Source organism: Nanhaiella sioensis (genome assembly GCF_046557775.1).
GTDB lineage: Bacteria > Bacillota > Bacilli > Bacillales > SM2101 > Nanhaiella > Nanhaiella sioensis.
In genome coordinates this window covers 67797-86680 of sequence record NZ_JBKAEG010000002.1, presented here as the reverse complement: position 1 = coordinate 86680, position 18884 = coordinate 67797, and the positions used below count along the sequence as shown (strand labels likewise).

General features: G+C 34.7%; 13 protein-coding genes and 1 pseudogene. 13 read left to right on the top strand and 1 reads right to left on the bottom strand.

Annotation, left to right across the window (positions count from 1 at the left end; all coding sequences use genetic code 11):
- Positions 1-666 precede the first annotated feature (666 nt).
- From V1503_RS23730 to V1503_RS23680, 11 genes and pseudogenes are all read left to right on the top strand, one after another.
- Entirely contained in the window at positions 667-3642 is a 2976-nt protein-coding gene (locus tag V1503_RS23730) for a PA14 domain-containing protein (protein ID WP_410629605.1), read from the top strand.
- Between the two features lie 140 nt (positions 3643-3782).
- Positions 3783-7844: a PA14 domain-containing protein gene (locus V1503_RS23725; RefSeq protein WP_410629604.1), complete on the top strand. Its 4062-nt coding sequence runs from the start codon at positions 3783-3785 to the stop codon at positions 7842-7844.
- Between the two features lie 935 nt (positions 7845-8779).
- Complete coding sequence (locus V1503_RS23720; protein ID WP_436976276.1) at positions 8780-9118, top strand: spore germination protein; 339 nt, start codon at positions 8780-8782, stop codon at positions 9116-9118.
- Positions 9096-9377, top strand: a complete 282-nt coding sequence (locus tag V1503_RS23715) for a spore germination protein (RefSeq protein WP_410629603.1) — start codon at positions 9096-9098, stop codon at positions 9375-9377. Before V1503_RS23720 ends, V1503_RS23715 begins: the two co-directional genes overlap by 23 nt.
- Positions 9378-10623: 1246 nt before the next feature.
- Complete coding sequence (locus tag V1503_RS23710) at positions 10624-11535, top strand: hypothetical protein (RefSeq protein WP_410629601.1); 912 nt, start codon at positions 10624-10626, stop codon at positions 11533-11535.
- Positions 11536-11911: 376 nt separating this feature from the next.
- The gene (locus tag V1503_RS23705) at positions 11912-12121 is read left to right on the top strand and encodes a lysozyme family protein (protein ID WP_410629600.1); all 210 of its coding nucleotides are present in this window, start codon (positions 11912-11914) and stop codon (positions 12119-12121) included.
- A 586-nt stretch (positions 12122-12707) separates the two neighbouring features.
- Positions 12708-14533, top strand: a pseudogene (locus tag V1503_RS23700) (reverse transcriptase/maturase family protein).
- 106 nt (positions 14534-14639) lie between these two features.
- A complete protein-coding gene (locus V1503_RS23695) occupies positions 14640-14957 on the top strand; it encodes a lysozyme family protein (RefSeq protein WP_410629598.1) in 318 nt (105 codons plus the stop codon).
- An 18-nt stretch (positions 14958-14975) separates the two neighbouring features.
- Positions 14976-15380 (top strand): M23 family metallopeptidase, encoded by a 405-nt coding sequence (locus V1503_RS23690; protein WP_410629596.1) that lies wholly within the window; start codon positions 14976-14978, stop codon positions 15378-15380.
- A gap of 3 nt (positions 15381-15383) precedes the next feature.
- The gene (locus tag V1503_RS23685) at positions 15384-15722 is read left to right on the top strand and encodes a hypothetical protein (protein ID WP_410629594.1); all 339 of its coding nucleotides are present in this window, start codon (positions 15384-15386) and stop codon (positions 15720-15722) included.
- A gap of 94 nt (positions 15723-15816) precedes the next feature.
- Positions 15817-16014, top strand: coding sequence for a hypothetical protein (locus tag V1503_RS23680; protein ID WP_410629592.1), 198 nt, complete (start codon positions 15817-15819; stop codon positions 16012-16014).
- A 25-nt stretch (positions 16015-16039) separates the two neighbouring features.
- Here V1503_RS23680 and V1503_RS23675 read toward each other — a convergent pair.
- Positions 16040-17160 (bottom strand): IS3 family transposase gene (locus V1503_RS23675; protein ID WP_410624147.1). Its coding sequence is split into 2 segments (ribosomal slippage): positions 16040-16911 and positions 16911-17160, totalling 1122 coding nucleotides; the frame shifts between segments, so codons are not numbered across the junction.
- 822 nt (positions 17161-17982) lie between these two features.
- Here V1503_RS23675 and V1503_RS23670 point away from each other — a divergent pair.
- The gene (locus tag V1503_RS23670; protein ID WP_410629590.1) at positions 17983-18270 is read left to right on the top strand and encodes a hypothetical protein; all 288 of its coding nucleotides are present in this window, start codon (positions 17983-17985) and stop codon (positions 18268-18270) included.
- 129 nt (positions 18271-18399) lie between these two features.
- On the top strand, positions 18400-18729 hold the full coding sequence (locus tag V1503_RS23665) for a c-type cytochrome (protein ID WP_410629589.1): 330 nt from the start codon (positions 18400-18402) through the stop codon (positions 18727-18729).
- Positions 18730-18884: the final 155 nt, after the last annotated feature.

The window sequence follows — 18884 nt, the reverse complement described above, 5'->3', positions numbered from 1 at the left end:
TCAATCTGAATTTTCACTGTATAGTAAGTTTTGCATCTTGACATATAGCTGACACATAAATGTGTTATATATTAATCGTGTAAGAGATAAATTCTAGAAACCATAAGGAGGGGTCACAAATGATAAAAAGCTAGGGATCCTATCTTGTGTTGGAGTAATAACATTAGGTTTGTTTGGACAACAGGCGCTTTAGCTAGCGAAGAGGGAATGGGTGATTTCGGTAAATTGAAGTAGTCTTACTCAAGGTGGGTCATCAATTCAATATATTTCTTCATATTGCTTAATCTAGTAAAATTGCTTACAATAATGTTAGTTAGTACTAACGCTAATAAAAGGTATTCTATTATAATCTTTTCCACTATTTCAAGAATAGAAGGAGGGTTGCAGAGGAAATTAATATATTTGTTTTAGTAGTATCGAAGTAGCTATTGCTAATCACAATGTATTACATAATAGAAGTGTGAATAGTATAAACATCTATAATAATTTATCATTTTGAATATATTTCTATTATGAAGCTGCAAACAAAAGGAACATTTTTTTTCATAACTTCTTATTCTTTAATCAACTAGTTTTGGTGAAGGATTGTTATATGAGAATGGGATTAAGTTAATAGCAGTTACAACAAAACAATACAATCAAACATGCTACGAAAGGAGCATTTTCATGAGACATTCTAAACGAAAAAATCGTTTTATTTCTATACTTACAATATTGGCACTTACAATACAATTCGGTTCCTTTTCACAAACAAAGACTTATGCAACAGATATTGAATCTCAAATCATACAACTTAATGCACAAAAAGAAAAAGAGGAGCCTATTATCATCACAAATGGCTTAAAAGAAACTTATTACTCTGACGATGAATTCACTAATTATCTATTAATTCGTTCAGAAGATTCAGATGCAAGTTTTAATATAAATTCAATTGATGCCCCAGCTTCACTCCAGGAAAAGATAGAAAATGTACATTCTATTAAATGGGATGGCTTTGTTCAACCTGAGTACTCTGAAGAATATACTTTTACTACCACAGATAATGATCATATTAAACTATGGGTGAATGGAGAGTTACTTATTAATGGGCAAGAATTAGAACCACAGTCAATTCTTCTAAAGGCCAATCAACAGTACTCTATCGCAGTATTATATAGTAATGCGGAAGTTGTACTCTCTGAGCTTAATATCAAATGGAGTAGTTCTCATCAGGAAGAAGAGACGATTCCAAAAGAACGATTATTTCCACCAGTTCAAGGGGAAGAAAAGATAGAGGAGCAACCAAAAACGAAAAGTATTGTCTCTTCTGGTCCTACACCTTGTACAGAAGGATACGATGGTGATGCAGATTGTATTCCTGACGATTGGGAAATGGAAGGTTTTACGTATATTCAAGGAGTGGGGTTAGTTGAATGGGATGACGAATACCTCAGTGATAATCTACTAAAGTATACGACGGATCCCGCTCAAACAAGCACAGATCAAGATCCGTATAGTGATTATATGGAAGCTACAAAAGTAAATATGGACCTGGCTGTTCAGTCACCTGGAGACCACCCTCTCGTTCCGGCATATCCGGATATGGAAGTAACATTGGATGGCTTTGACTATACGCCTAATGAAACAATCACGTTAACAGATGGTAGTTCAATATCAAACACACAAAGTTGGAAGACCCAGACCTATGATTTAACGACGATCACGAATGGTTTTAACTCTAGTGTTGAGTATGGAACAAAAATAGAGGCTTCTTTGAATCCTTTCAACAGTGGTGCTGAATCACATATTACGGTTTCTGCAGGTTATGATTATAGTGATACGAGACAATCAGGTACTGTTTCATGGGAAGGTGGAGATGCAACTGAGGCAACAAATTGGAGTACAGCCACGACTACAACACCTGATGAAGCTGCTTTTCTTGACCTAAAGGTTCATTATACGAACAGAGGTACAGCTCCTATCTATAACTTCGTTCCGACAATTGGAGTTCAATTAGGAGGAGAAGATATTGAAACATTTGACCCTCAAATAGCAGCTTCATTGTTAAGGGCTAGTGACAAGTTTCCAAGTACTGGATCGGTTGTAATGAGTTCAAAGTCAGATGGCTCAAAGATCGCTTTAACGATTGACCAATTACAAAAACTAAACTTAGGATACCCGATCATTATTAATGATTTGCAAATTTCTGAAGGTACTATTCAAGTAGACGGGGAAACCAAGGACTGGAATCAGTATTTATCCCAAATCGAAAATGCATCTGCGACGATTCGCGTGCAAAACCCGAATACAAAGGAGTATGAAGAAAGAAAAGTTTTTGCAAATGAGGGGTTTTCATACCAACCTGAAGTAACGCTTGGCGATGCTTTAATATATGCTTTTAATGCTGAGCTTGATGGAAGTGGAAACCCTATCATTGATGGACATCATTTAGACGAAAACTGGACGTTAATTGGTGATACAGATACGAATGAAACGATTCAGCAATACGTTGATGAAATTAAAAACTTAGCTGATATTCCACTAAGGCCTGGCATGCAGATTGACTTAAGAAAGATTGATCCTAATGATGAACCGGTTATATCCTTTGCGTACTATCTAGACAACAATATCCAAGCATTCATTGCCGCAAATGGGAAAGTGATCAATAATATAAGCGCTGTTATAAACGGTGACGAGTATGCCATGGTCTATAACTTAGATACAGGGGTCTATGAATTAGAAGAACCTTTATCGGATATAGAGGTGGAAAGCACGATTACTGTGAACGTCGTATTTGCAGATAATAATAATGGTGAGGCAAAGGTTGTGTCTTCTGATGTAGAAATGCTCCAAAATCAACCAACATATACGATGCCACTTGATTTAAGAGATTTTGAAAACTACCAGGGAAGAGTGGACATTGACAATCAGTATTTAACAAAGATAGACGGGGAATTAGGTAATATTTATAAGGAGTTTAATGGAAACTCTAAAGGAACATATACTTTTTCTGTCTACTTACAATCAGACCGTGAACAAACTGTAAGACTATGGATAAGTAATGAAGAAGATAACTACTGGGAAGACGTTAAGGTAGGACCTAGTTTAGAGAAATACGAAGTAACAGGGAAATTTGAAAACGGTAGTGCTACTACTAAAGTTACGATCTATAAAGGGAACGCTTTCTCTTTCTTAAGTAAAGATCCTCTATATGCATATAGTCCTACTCTTACGATAGATGGGAGCTTAGATAGACGATTTAATTTTGATAATTGGGAATTAGTAGGCTTAACAATTGAACCTGATGAGGTATTAACAATAAATGGGGAAAGAGTTCTTGAGCTAACTGTACCTAACAACGTAGGAAGAGCATACTTAAGAAATGACATAAATACAAATCCACAAGGAAAAGAGTATACATTTAGTGTCTGGCTTCGAGCTGATGAAGAGCAACTTGTAACATTACGTATAAGAAACGCAGAAAAGGATGAATTGGAGGATGTAGATATCCATGTAACTACTGATTGGCAACAGTATGAGGTTTCTCAGTATTTCAATGTCAGTAGTGATTTCATAAGGACGACAATATATCCAGGCGGGAATGTGTCCAATCCGACAGGAACAATTTACGCGTACGGTGCCGAATTGAGCTGGACAGAGTAGGGCGAATTTACGAATCTTCCAACTTATCAACTATTTTCTAGGTTAATAAGTTGGAAGGAAATTATAGGCTGAATTAATTTTTACATTTTTATAAGTAAGCAGAGTTACAATTCAATACATGCATTGAAAGGAGCTTATCAATGAATCAGCATAAAGCAAAAAATCGTTTTATTTCAATTCTTACAATATTGGCACTTACGATACAATTGGCTTCGTTTGCACAAATAACGACTTATGCAACAGATATTGAATCTCAAATTACACAACTTAAGGTACAAAAAGAAAAAGAGGAGCCTATTATCATCACAAATGGCTTAAAAGGAACTTATTATTCTGATGATGAATTCACTAACTATCTATTAATTCGTTCAGAAGATTCAGATGCAAGTTTTAATATAAATTCAATTTATGCCCCATCTTCACTGCAAGAAAAGATAGAAAATGTACATTCTATTAAATGGGATGGCTTTGTTCAACCTGAGTACTCTGAAGAATATACTTTTACTACCTCAGATAATGATCATATTAAACTATGGGTGAATGGAGAGTTACTTATTAATGGGCAAGAATTGGAACCACAGTCAATTCTTCTAAAGGCCAATCAACAGTACTCTATCGCAATATTATATAGTAATGCGGAAGCTGCACTTTCTGAGCTTGATATCAAATGGAGTAGTTCTCAGCAGGAAGAAGAGACGATTCCAAAAGAACGATTATTCCCACCAGTACAAGGGGAAGAATCAGTAGATCAGCAACCAAAAACGAAAAGTACTGTCTCTTCTGCTCCTACACCTTGTACAGAAGGATACGATGGCGATGCAGATTGTATTCCTGACGATTGGGAAATGGAAGGTTTCACATATATTTTTGGAGTGGGACTAGTTGAATGGGATGATGAATACCTCGATCAATGGACGATGTATAATACGGACCCAAGCCAAAAAAGTACAGACCAAGATCCGTATACCGATTATATGGAAGCTACGAAAGTAAATATGGATCGGGCTGTTCTGTCACCTGGAGACCATCCTCTCGTTCCGGCATATCCGGATATTGAAGTAACATTGGATGGCTTTGACTATACGCCTAATGAAACGATCACGTTAACAGATGGTAGTTCAATATCAAACACACAAAGCTTTAATACGCAGACTTATGATTTAACGACGATCACGAATGGCTTTAACTCAAGTGTGGAATACGGAATGGCAGTAAAAGCGTCTTTGAACCCATTCAACAGTGGTGCAGAATCACATATTACGTTTTCTTCAGGTTATGATTATAGTGATACGAGACAATCAGGTACCGTTTCATGGGAAGCTGGAGATGCAACTGAGGCAACAAACTGGAGTACAGCCACGACTACAACACCTGATGAAGCTGCTTTTCTTGACCTAAAGGTTCATTATACAAACAGAGGTACTGCCCCTATTTATGATTTCGTTCCTACCATCGGAGTTCAATTAGGGGGGGAAGATATTGAAACATTTGACCCTCAAATAGCAGCTAAATTGTTAAAGGCTGATGATCAGTTTCCGTATACTGGATCGGTTGTAATGAACTCAAAGGCAGATGGTTCAAAGATCTCTTTAACGATTGACCAATTGCAAAAACTAAACTTAGGATACCCTATTATTATTAATGATTTGCAAATTTCTCAAGGCACTATCTCAGTAGACGGGGAATCAGAGGATTGGAACCATTATTTGTCACAAATTGAAAATACATCCGCGACGATTCGCGTGCAAAATCCGAATACAAAGGAGTATGAGGAAAGAAAAGTTTTTGCAAATAGGGGACAGACTTACCAACCGGAGGTAACGCTTGGCGATGCTTTAATATCTGCTTTTAATGCAGAGCTTGATGGTAGTGGAAACCTTATCATCGATGGACATCATTTAGACGAAAACTGGACGTTAATTGGCGATGCAGATACGAATGAAACAATTCAGCAATATGTTGATGAGATTCGAAACCTTTCGGATATTCCATTAAGACCTGGCATGCAGATTGATTTAAGGAAGATTGATCCTAATGATGAGCCGGTCATATCCTTTGCGTACTATCTAGACAACAATATCCAAGCATTCATTGCCGCGAATGGGAAAGTGATCAATAATATAAGCGCTGTTATAAACGGTAAAGAGTATGACATGGTGTATAACTTAAATACAGGGGTCTATGAATTAGAAAGTCCATTATCAGATGTAGATATGGATAGCACAGTGACGGTGAACGTCGTATTTGCAGATAGTAATGGAGAGACAAAGGTTGTGTCCTCTAATGTAGAAGTGCTGCAAAATCAACCTACGTATATGATGCCACTTAATTTAAGCGATTTTGAAAACAATCAAGACAAAGTAGTTTTGGACAATCAGTATTTAACAAAGATAGACGGGGAATTAGGTAATGTTACTAAGGAATTTATTGAAAACCCTGAAGGGGGAACATATACTTTTTCTGTCTACTTACAATCTGACCGTGAACAAACTGTAACACTATGGGTAATGAGTGATGAGGAAACCTTCTCCCAAGATATTAACGTAGGAACTAGTCTAGAAAAATATGAAGTAACAGGAACATTTGAAAACGATAGTGATACTATTGAAGTTATGATTTCGAAAGAGAACGCTATCAGTGGCGATAGTAAAGATCCTCTATATGCTTATAGTCCTTCTCTTACTAGAAGTGATGGGACTGTAGTGAATGATAACATTAACTGGCAGGAAGAAACTGAGTATATTGGTGATATTAGTGAGGCTTATAGTAATTGGATGAAAAATAGTTCTATAGAAATGAATGATAACGGTGATGTAGTTGAATTCATTTACAGAGATGATCATGTTTATATGGATAATGATATGAGAGGTACAGTTGATTATAGAGTTGGACAAATAAATGGCAGTGAAATTAACTGGGAAAGTAATTGGTCATACTTTGGAGGACACAATGCCGATATCGCACTTGATAATAGTTCACGTGTAATTTCAGTTGCTCAGGAATCAGAAGATGAATCAGACTTAACTTATGTCATTAAAGAAATAAAACATAATATTTACGGTGAACCTTTCAGTACTCTATATAATATTTCTAATGAAGTAGTTTATGCAAATGGTTTGAATCCATCAATTGCTATTAATGATGATGGAACCGTTATTGCAGTTCATGAGAAAGACGGCGTACTTGTATACAATACAGGGTACATTAATCAAGATCGCATTGAATGGAATAATGAAGATGGTGACGGAAGAGCAATTGGAACAGAGTATGCTACCGGACAAAACCCTACTGTAGACATTAATTCTAATGGCACAATAGTCGTAGCACATAGAGGGGTAAACAACAACCCTGACAAGATGTATTATGCGGTTGGGGAATTACAACAAAATGGAGTTATAACTTGGTCAGAAACAAGAGATAACGGTAGATCAAGAGGAACTGTGTATGCATTTAATGGGGACATGCCCAAAATTTCTATAACTGACAAAGGAGATGTCTTCGAAACTCACGTTGAAACAGATGAGGATATGGTTTCATATGGCAAATATGATGTGTTTGTCAACAAAGGACATATTAGAGATGGCAAGATTTATTGGAGTGCTGCAGACACAGAGGGTATTACACATGATGATCCACAATTTCCTAACTCATCAATAATTAGTAATATAGCTACTAATTATGATGGAACGAAAATAATAACATCTAGAGGTTTCAATATCTGGGGTTCGGGAGATAGTTCATATGAATATTCAACAAATAGATACTATAATGTAGGGGTTGTTGAGAACACATTTGATTTTACAAACTGGGAATCTATAGGGTTAACCGTTGATAAAGATGATGTATTATCGGTAAATGGAGAAAGAGTTCTTAAACTATCTGTACCTGGTAATTCTGGACTAAGCTACTTAAGAAATGATGTAAATATTAATCCACAAGGAAAGGAATATACTTTCAGTGTCTGGCTTAGAGCTGATGAAGAGCAGCTCGTAACATTACGTATTAGGAACGCTGAAAAGGATGAATTGGAGGATGTAGATGTTCTAGTAACTTCTGATTGGGCAAAATATGAAGTTTCGCAGTTTTTTGATGCTGAAAGTAGTTTCATCAGAACTACAATTTATCCAAATGGAAAAGACTCAAATCCTAAAGGTGAAACAACAGTTTATGCGTATGGTGCAGAACTTACCTGGGAAGAATAAAAGAAAAATATGTGACTAAGTAATAAATTGTGTATAACCTACAATAGCGCTCAAATTGTAGAGTTTGAGCGCAGTTGTATATTTCAAAATTTATATATTTCATTAAAGGATATTACTTTTTCAACTACCACTTCTTATAAACAATTGATAATAACAAAGAGCTATCAAAGGCCTAATTTATCAAGAAAGAAAAATAAACATTTGATCAAGTTATAGTTGAAATGGCGAAACAAGACATACCTTATATCTTAATGTACTTTTTATTGTTTTTATTGCAACCGCTGTCCTGACAAGATTTTTTGTTGAAAGTGCTGGGGTGGCGCATTATAATGAATTTGAAAATGATATAAAAAATCTACACAAAATGGATAGACAATACATATTTTATATTCAACACATGATGAGTATATAAAGTCATTTCAATCAAAAAACCTCACCATATAGGAGTGAGGTTTTTTGTTATTCATTTTACCCAACATAGATACAAAAGAAACGATAATTTCGTATGATACAACGTTAATACTACAACATTGTACACTTTTAAATAATGTGTCTTAAACCATAGATTAGCCTAATCATATTGTAAGTCAGAAAAACAGATATGTAATACAAAAATATTATAATTACAATCATCGAATAGGAAATTTGATTTTGACCATAATGGATTATTGTACTAATAAAATTAATTTGTTTCTTATACCCTTCATAGGGTTTAGCGTAAGAGTCCATGGTATTTAGGTCGAAGGTACTCAATGATTTGAACAAAATGAGGGTGTATGATGTTTAAGATACTTAAAAAATGGTTGAGAAAAGGTCAAAATAACAATTATGCTAATGAGGTAGAAGTAACTCAAAATACCACTCTACCCACCTATTATCATATTGACTATAACTAACGTTGGCTAGTTGGGTCAGCATCAAGAATCCTTCGTTTCATGGTATTAATAGTAACACTAACTTTTACTTCACTATACGTTTCAATAACTACCTATCATTTTGAAATGGTACCTAATCTTCTTCTAAAAAGTCTAATTCAATCACGAAGCCATGTCCCGTTTTCTCCAATAATGAAAGCACTACTTATGGAATTTACAATTGAATTATTGAGAGAAGCCGGTGCTCGGTTACCGACAAAAATTGGTCAAACGATGGGTATTGTCGGAAGTATTGTAATTGGTTCAGTATCAGTAAATGCAGGTATTACAAGTAATATATTAATTATAGCTGTCTCTATATCTGCTATTTCATCTTTTGTTGTCCCAAGTTATAAATGAGCAACTCTGTGAGAATTATACGTTTGGGTTTATCTTATTAGCTGGAGTACTAGGTAACTTAGGTATAGTATTAGGTCTTGCCTGGTTATTTATCCATCTTACAGGACTAACCAACTTAAAATCGCCTTATTTTTGGCCTATTTCACCGACAAATCCAAGTGGATGGAAGGATACAATTATTCGAGGCCCCTTATCAATATCCAAAACTAGACCAAAATCTGTATGGCCTAAAAATAAATCTAGAAAAAATGACGTTTAAGAAGTTCCACAGTTAAGCTAAATTTTCATGTTTATTATTTAACCTTACTAATATTTCTTTAATGAATTATCTAAATAATAAAGTAATTATTTGGCGATTATTTATTATTAAACAGGTAATACAACTAGAGTATCTGAATTTATCTATACTGACGAGGATTATATATACCGAGATCTTTCAAATACTAATCCTAATGGAAATACTTATTCCTTTGGTGTTTGGCTAAGACCTTCATCACAAACTGTTTCTATATGTCTACAAAACGAAAATATTGATAATGGTGGGAATGGAGATAATGATGGTATTACCACAAACACTGACATTACACCTAATGAATGGGGATATTACTCGGTTACTCAGACCCTTAATGAATCTACAGGTTCAGGTAACGTTATAGCTAAAATTTATCCAAATGGATTTCAAAATGGAAAGGGTAGTATCTCAACTAGTGAATTTGACTTTAGGACGGTACAGATAAAATCTTAATTGTTAGACTTGATTTTAGACTGGTGACAGATATCTCTGTTCTCTTAAATCCACATTCCAAAGGTTTAAGAGCGGATGAGCATATTTTACTTATAACGTCAAGTGATACTTAGTTGAATAGGAGTGATTTTTCAGTAGAAAAGCATGAGAAAATGTTCACGGAAGTTCTTGATTATGGGAAAGAAAAACTTTCTGTATAAGAACGAGACCTTACCAATTATTATTTTTTGGGTGACATTCAAACACTTTTGGAAATATCTAAGGATGGAAGGGGTTATAGCAGAAAAACTTGTTGAAATTTATAAAAATGCTGTAGTTGACCAAATTCATCTAAGAAAATAGCATTACGATAGTTTGGTGAAATATATTAGAAATTGTGTTGAATTGTAATCAAAGATTTATTAATAAATACATACTTAGGTAGGTTATGACGATTTTATCTTTTTTTTGGAGAAAATACGAAAAGAAGTGGTATGGAATAAGTTAACTTTATGAAACACAATGAGTATTAAATTAATTAAGATTTGTCCATAGGTAGAGTGTTACATATTTCAAATAAAGAAGCCACCCCATAAGAGCTAGAGGAGGAATATCTAAGTAGGATTATACTAATACTATATACACTAATACTATAAATACTAATACTATAACGGAAGGAGAGTTTGGCATAAAAATTTATGAAGATATTGGATTAGATAAATTTAACTGTTCTCCCAAAGCGTTGATTGAAAACATTGGGAGTACGAATCTTGGGAGGGAGGTGCGTGATGTTTTTAAAATTACTGCAACAGGAGAGAATGGTTACGTAAATAAAACTTTTGATGGTGATGATATTTATAGTCTTAGTCGTGAAGACATTAATAATGGTACATTTCGATTTTTTATAGCTATGAAAACAGCAGATGATTCACCATCACAAACTGTTTCTTTACGCTTACGTAACCAAGGTAATCTCAACGGCGGAAATGGAGATAATGATACCATTCAAACGTTTACGATAACAAACTATTGGGCTCTTTATTCAGTGGTTCAAACCTTTGATAAGCCAGCGGAATGGATTAGAGCCACAATTTATCCAGCAGGTTTTAAAACAGGAGATACAGGTAGTGTTTTAGTGGCTAATGCAAATTTAGACTACATTTCACCTAGTGATTTTTATATCCCATGTAATTTTCACTCAAATGAAAACTCCACTATTGAAGGAATTAATTATGATGATACCGAATGGTTCAGTCACCCTATTTTTAAAGTGACAGCTCAAAAGCCAAATGCTTACGTCAACACAACATTTGCGCTCCACCCATACAGGAAATATGATAGCGGTGAAGAGTATAAGTACGAGATTTCTTTTGATTTAGCAGTTTTAATAGCAGATGATTCACCATCACAGATAGTCACTATACGCTTGCGGAGTCAAGGTCATTCAAATTGTGGTAATGGAGATAATGATATTATTAAAACATTTAGTATAAATAATGATGCTTTTGAAAAAAATGTGGACCCCCTGGGCGGAACTGTCAGGTGGATTCCTCTTCACGTTACTCAAACGTTTGACAAACCAGCAAGGTGGGTTAGGGCAACAATCTACCCAGCAGGACACCATACTGAGAGAACGGGAAGTATCTATATTAATCGACCAATGCTCAATCCCCCAATGCTCAAGATTTATTGAGGTTACTAAGGCTGAAGAACTTCAGTCTTTTTTGTTCTGATTAAAGGAGAAAAGGTGCCATGAACGTCTAGATGTACTTTCACAGCAAACTTCGCCGGTATGGTAACTGTGGCATAAATGGAATACAATAGATTCTTATTATTATAAAGAAATAGAGTTAGATGAAGAGTATACCAAAGTTAGTGAAAATACTAGTGGAAACAATAAGACTACTATGTATAGGAAAAAAGTTAAAAAATGGCAATTTGCTAGAATTAATAGTGTACCTAATTATAAAAAAATTTGATTATGTTATCAAATCATTTGATTTTACTGAACAAGACCTCCAACTCTTAGTAGCGTCCTTATTGAAAATGATATTCATAAGGATGGTTATATGGGCTTGTATTTCAATGTTTTTTTAGAAAATGGAATGGGGATGATGGTACCTCCAGAATTCCTTAAAATCTATCAAGAGGAGGAAAAAAAATATACAGTTGATTGGAATTACCTTACTGCTATACATTTTGTTGAAACTACATTTTCAACAATAGATCCAATGATATCACCGGTTGGGGCTGAGAGACACCTACAAGTGCGACCATAAGGTCGTGTAAGAAATCTTCTTTTACAAGAAGCAGCCTAAACCACAATGCCTGTCATCAACTATAACTTATCCGTGAGGGAAACCAAAATCGGGGAGTGTAGCATGTTAGGAAAGCCATAAGTTATCAAGTTACTATGATACGACTGAATGGCAAGATGAAAAGTGGTAAATAAGGTTGAAAGCTATACTGCCTTAACGATAGTCCGAGGGGGTTAATGTCCACCTATAGCGGAAAGTAACTATAAAACGCTATACAGCCAAGGAAATGAGTTAATTGGAAGCTCGTTTTCATAATTTGCACTCTGACTAATTGTGTGTCAGTAGTGAAGTGGTTCTAGGCTGACCAATCCCAATAAGGGAACAAAGGACGAACGTCGCATCCGATATAACAATGTGCTAGTTCTTACACGTACTAAATGGTGATTACCTACGTTGGAATGCTTATCTTTAAAGCTATGACATATGTGTCTGAATATCCAATAGTAACGGAGTTCCCGTAGTAGTCCGAGATAAGGAAAGCTTGTCACAAGGCGAAGGGGAACAGTTTATCTAGTCTAACTTAAATTGGAAAGGAGCGAGAGGCTCTATGAGAAGTCCAAAAGTAGTGTTAGACAATTTAGCGAATCAGACAACTCGTAAAGATTACAAATTTAAAAGGCTCTATAGAAACCTTTACAACATGGAGTTTTATCTGATGGCATATGCGAAGATTTACTCCAAAGAAGGCAACATGACAGAAGGTGTAGATGGACAAACCATTGATGGAATGAGTCTTGAACGTATTGAAAAACTTATTGAAAAATTAAAAGATTTTAGTTATCAACCTAAACCGTCTAAACGTGTCTACATTCCTAAAAAAATGGAGACAAAAGACCTTTAGGCATACCATCATTTTAGGATAAATTAATACAAGAAGTTGTGCGAATGATCTTGGAAGGTATCTACGAGAATAATTTTTCTGAAGCGTCTCATGGATTTCTCCCAGAAAGAAGCTGTCATACTGCATTAGCTCAAGTAAAAGATAGATTTACAGGAGCTAAATGGTTTATCGAAGGAGATATCAAGGGATTTTTTGATAACATTGACCATCACAAACTGGTATGGATACTCAGAAGAAAAATTGATGATGAACATTTTATCAGCCTAATTTGGAAATTCCTAAAAGGCAGGTTACCTTGAAGAATAGCAATTTCATAGAACTTATAGTGGCACACCTCAAGGAGGAATCATAAGTCCAATTCTCTCTAACATCTACCTGAATGAACTAGATAACTTTATCAAGGCTTGCAAAATAAACTTTGATAAGGGTAAAGATCGAAAAAGGGTAAGGGAATACCGAACTCGTGAAGCTAGACTTAGAAGAGCGAGAGCAAGATATAAAGAGAAATGGAACGAAATGAGCATTCAAGAAAAAGAAGAAGCAATAACACACAACAAATATCTCAAAGAACATATGATGGAGCTTCCATACAAAGAACGAATGGATGATAACTATAAAAGGATTCAGTACGTTAGATACGCAGATGATTTCTTAATTGGAGTCATCGGGAGTAAAGAAGATTGTAAAAATATTAAACACCATATCACTCTATTTCTTGAGAATGCATTAAAAATTGAACTATCCCAAGAAAAAACATTAATTACACATTCGAAGAATAGAGCAAGGTTTCTAGGATACGATGTTAAAATAAGTCATGATAATCTTACCACTAAAACTACAGCAAGCGGACATAAACAGCGTACTAGAACAATGTGTTGTGAACTCTTACTCCCTCATGAAGTTTGGCGAAACAAACTCATTGAATATAAAGCGGTAAAAATCGATTCACATACTCAAAAATGGAAATCAGCTCACCGAGCACACCTTCTTCAGCATGACGATTTAGATATATTATCTATCTATAACACTGAAATAAGAGGATTGTACAATTACTATAAACTAGCAAACGATGATTACAAACTAGACGGTTTCAAATGCATCATGGAATATAGCATGTACAAAACTTTCGCTAATAAATACAAATCCAGCTTTAAGAAGATAATCAGTAAATTCAGCACAAATGGTCATTTTGGCGTTAGATATGAAACTGCCAATGGAAAGAAGGTATCGTACTTTGATAATGATGGGTTTAAGAAACAGACCCACTTAACAAAGGACGCAACTATGGACGCTATCACTAAAGAAAGAAACATTATTTATAATCGTACGAGTTTAATCGAAAGGCTTTTAGCCAGGACAATGTGAATGGTGTGGAAAAACGAACCTTCCACTTCAAATACACCACATAAAAAAGCTAAAAGACCTGAAAGGCAAGAAGAGATGGGAAAAGCGAATGATTGAACGAAATCGCAAAACCATGGCAACTTTGTAAGGAATGCCATCTCAACTTGCATAACGGGAAGCTAGATTGATAAATGGAGAACCGTATACGTCGAGAGGTGTACGTACGGTTCGAAGAGGAGTTCTTGGAAACCTGCCATAGAGATATGGAAAGGCGCCGGGTTCTTACTCTACTTCATGCCTTGTACGTGGACAGGATGGTCACATCCTACTTGTGAAGGTGTTGGAAAGAGCGATATACCAAATGATATAAAAACTAATCCAACAAAAATTGAACAATATGGTGGCTATGGTACAGATGGGGATGACAACGGAAAATCAGACCACTTTAATTTATATGATGCTATATACACAGCTGGAAATTACTTGAATAGTAGTGGGTTTTCCTCAAATATTAGACAAGCTTTATACCCTTACAACCATGATGATTCTAATGTAGATGAAGTCATCCACTACGCTGAACTGTTTGCAACTACTACGGGAGCAATTCCATAAGTTACAAAAGGGAAGTTTATGAGACCAACTTTAGGCTCATTAACAAGTGGTTTTGGTGCAAGGTGGGGTACAATACATAGTGGAATTAATATAGGCTCAAATAGCAGTGTAGACCCAATAGTTGCGTCAGCTGATGGTATAGTGAGTAGGTCATATAAATCTACATCATACGGAGAAACAGTGTTTATAAAACATAATATTGATGGCCAAGTTTATACAACAGTATATGCCCATATGGTTTCGAGTAGCAGGAGGTTGTTTGAAGGAGAAGAAGTTGCTAAAGGGCAGGTAATCGGTATAAAAGGAACAACTGGAAAATCATTCGGTGTTCATTTACACTTCGAGATTCATCAAGGCGAGTGGTATTATAACAAAACAAACGCGGTAGACCCTATTGGTTATGGTTTATTGAAATGGGAATAGAGAGTGATAACCATTAAAAAGTTTATTTATTTTTTTATAGGGTACATTGCTATTATGGTAATAGGTATTGTCGTATATCAAATCTATTTTACTAAAACTGAAGTAGATTTTAATGCAGGAAAACAATTAATACAGGAATTAGACAACAATATTAAAAAGTCGATGAATCAAGGTGAGGAAGGGAATGAATCGGGTTATGGGTACAACCCTGAGCTGATTAGTACTTTTCAATCGATAGAAAATAATATGAATTTTTTAGCTGTTACTCTCGTTGAAGAGAATGTAACATATTTTACTTCGCTTTTTCTTCCAGAGAAGGTATCAGAAGCACTATTTACATAACAGCGTTGACCCTTCCAGTGACAACGTAGCACTTGCTATAGTACCAGATATTAATAGAGACGGTAAGCTTATAAATTTAAAGTGGACAACAGGAATGGTCGAAGATAACAAGGCTTTCTCTAGGAATAATCAAAATATAGACGTCGAATTTATAAATAATGATGGTAATAAAGCTACTGTGAAGTTAGATTTTGAATTAATAGGCACACAGCACAATATTTCGGAAAAGATATACTTTATTAGCAATAGTCTAGTAGAGGTGGTTGAAAGTATAAACGAACAGACTGAATAGGAAAAAATGGACTGTCAACACCTAACTAGACAATTTTCTTAAGGTGTTTATTTTTGTACTCAATAGGACTTGCATAACCCAGTGTGCTATGAATACGAATATGGTTAAACCAATGTACGTAGTCATGGAATTCTCGTGTTAATTCTTCTAAACTTTCATACTGCCTCCCTTTGACAAATTCTGTCTTAATAATTTTAAATGTAGCTTCTGCAACGGCATTATCATAGGGGCATCCCTTCATGCTTAAGGAGCGTTTAATAGAGAACGTTTTTAAAGCTTCATCAATTAACTTATTTTTGAATTCGTTTCCTCTATCAGTATGAAACAATTGGATATGATGAAGGTCTTCCTTTATTGAAGCGAAGGCACGATAAACAAGCAACGCATCCTTATTGGATCCCGTACTATATCCAATAATTTCTCGGTTAAAGAGATCAACAAATACACATATGTAATGCCATTTTTTATCAACCCTTACATATGTTAAATCGCTTACGACAACGGATAACGCTTCGTTCCGCGTGAATTTACGGTTTAGTTCATTGGAATAGTGGTCCTCATTTGGCTTTTCTGAATGGGGTTTAAACTGTGCGACAGTATATTTAGAAACCAGTCCTTGTTCTTTCATGACTCTACCAATGCGCCTTCTAGAAACAGCTTTCCCAAGCTTTATAAGTTCATGTTTAATTTTGCGTGTCCCGTAATTCTGTCGACTCTCATGAAAGATTCGAACAATATGTGACGTGATATCATCCTCATGAGTTCGCTGTTTTGCTTCATAATAAAAAGTGCTTCTTGGGAGTTGTAGGACTTGGCACATTGCTGATATCGAGTATTTGTGTTTGTTTTGCTTAATCACATTTACTTTTGTCCTAGTATCAGCGCGGCTTGCTTTAAAATATCATTTTCCATTTCTAATTGCTTGTTTCGCTTACGTAATTCTTGCAGTTCCTTTTGTTCAGGAGTTAGGTTGTCCTTCTCTTTGAATGACCCGGAATTTTTAAATTGATTAATCCATTTATCAAGAGAGGAAGGTGTTAAGTCGTATTCTCGGATAATTTCTTTCCGTGGCTTTCCATTTTCATAAAGCTGTACTATTTGTTGCTTGAATTCTTCGGTAAACGTACGGCGTGATCTTTTTGTCATGTAGATTCTCCTCATCATTCATATAGTAAGTTCATTCTACTTGACCTTAAAATTTCTGTCTAACTAAGTGTAGCCGATCCAAAATCGGACTTAGGAAGGCTCGCTTTTTATTACACACTTTAGGAAGATGTAAAATCATCCCCTAAATATTAAGGATGATTTCATACTATCATTAAAAACAGATAAATCAAGGGATATAGATTTGAAATAAAGTTGTACTTATTATAAAAAAATGCATCGTTTTACCCCTTTGTCTATGATTAACATTGAGGTTATATAGTAAATAAAAATAAAAGCTAAACTACAAAGGGTCGGATTGTGGTGGAATTCTTATTTTATCTAGTAGACTTTATAATGCGCAACAATGTTCCACATAAACTTGAAAATTGTGAAAAAAGTAATTACCTAAAGAAAAAGAGGTACTTTACTTATGTTACATAGATTTCAACATTTCTAGAGATAGTAATGTAATTAATGTGGTAAATTTATGTAGTAAATAAAATAAAAATATAAATTTGGGATGAGTAACTATGCTAGAAAGGATACTTAGTGTTAAGTATAGGGAAGTAAAGAAAATTTTTGCTGGTGAGGAGGAGGAAATAGAAAATATTCACAGGCAGGTGACATATTAGAGGATAAGGGTGATAACGTATTATATATTGGACAAGCAGATAACTTGGGAAAAGGGGTAAAGCAAAACTTAAATGGAAAAGATGACGTAACTAAACAATTTAAATGATATATGTATATATATTTATTCGTTTATATATACTAGACAAGTCAGAAAAACATGCAAAAAATATTTTAGAAATAGACTTAATTTTGAATTATGATCCTCCTTTTAACAGTAAATATACAGATAGCCACCGTGATAAAGAATTAGGAGCAGACAGTAAAGATAAATTTCTAAATACAGATAAAGACAAAAGATATTTGGGAACAGAATGGACCTTAAGAACAAATGGAATATATGGTAAGACTAATGTAGATTATGTTGTAATTGAGAATTTACTGGATATATTATATGGTACGTCTTGTTTAGAACAAAAATATAACGATTATCTAACAGTTAGAAATGCACAAAAGGATTATAGTCAACATTATTTTTGATTCTATTTACTAGAAAACAATTGTGATATTATATCGTATTAACTTTGATCAAGATAGTAATAATACCTATCATATTGGTAAAATTACTATTGTATTCAAAATCTGGATGAATTTTTGGAGGTGTGTATTGTGAAAAAACTGTTAACTGGACTATTATTAAGTTTGTCTTTATTTTTAACAGCATGTGGTGGAACAGACCGAGCTCAGGATTCAGATGCCTCTATTGATCAGTTGGATGCTGAGGAGCTGTATATTGGCAAATGTTCTAGTTGTCATGGAGTAAATCTTAATGATGGGCCAAGGCGTGACATAAGTAAAGTTGGATCAAAAATGTCTTATGAAGAAATATTAGATATTATCTTGAAAGGCGCAAAAAATAAAAAAGGTGATATGCCTGGTGAATTACTACAGGGTGAAGAAGCTGAAGTTGTTGCACAGTGGCTTTCTGAGAAAAAATAGCATGAAAATTTTAGTGTCATTTGCTAAATTAGTGAATGACTCAATTTTTAGTTTCAATAAGTACAATACCTAATCATAGAATAAGAACATCTATAAAACTTAATAGAAAATATGTTTCCATTTGAAATTGACAACAGTAAACTATATTATTTAAA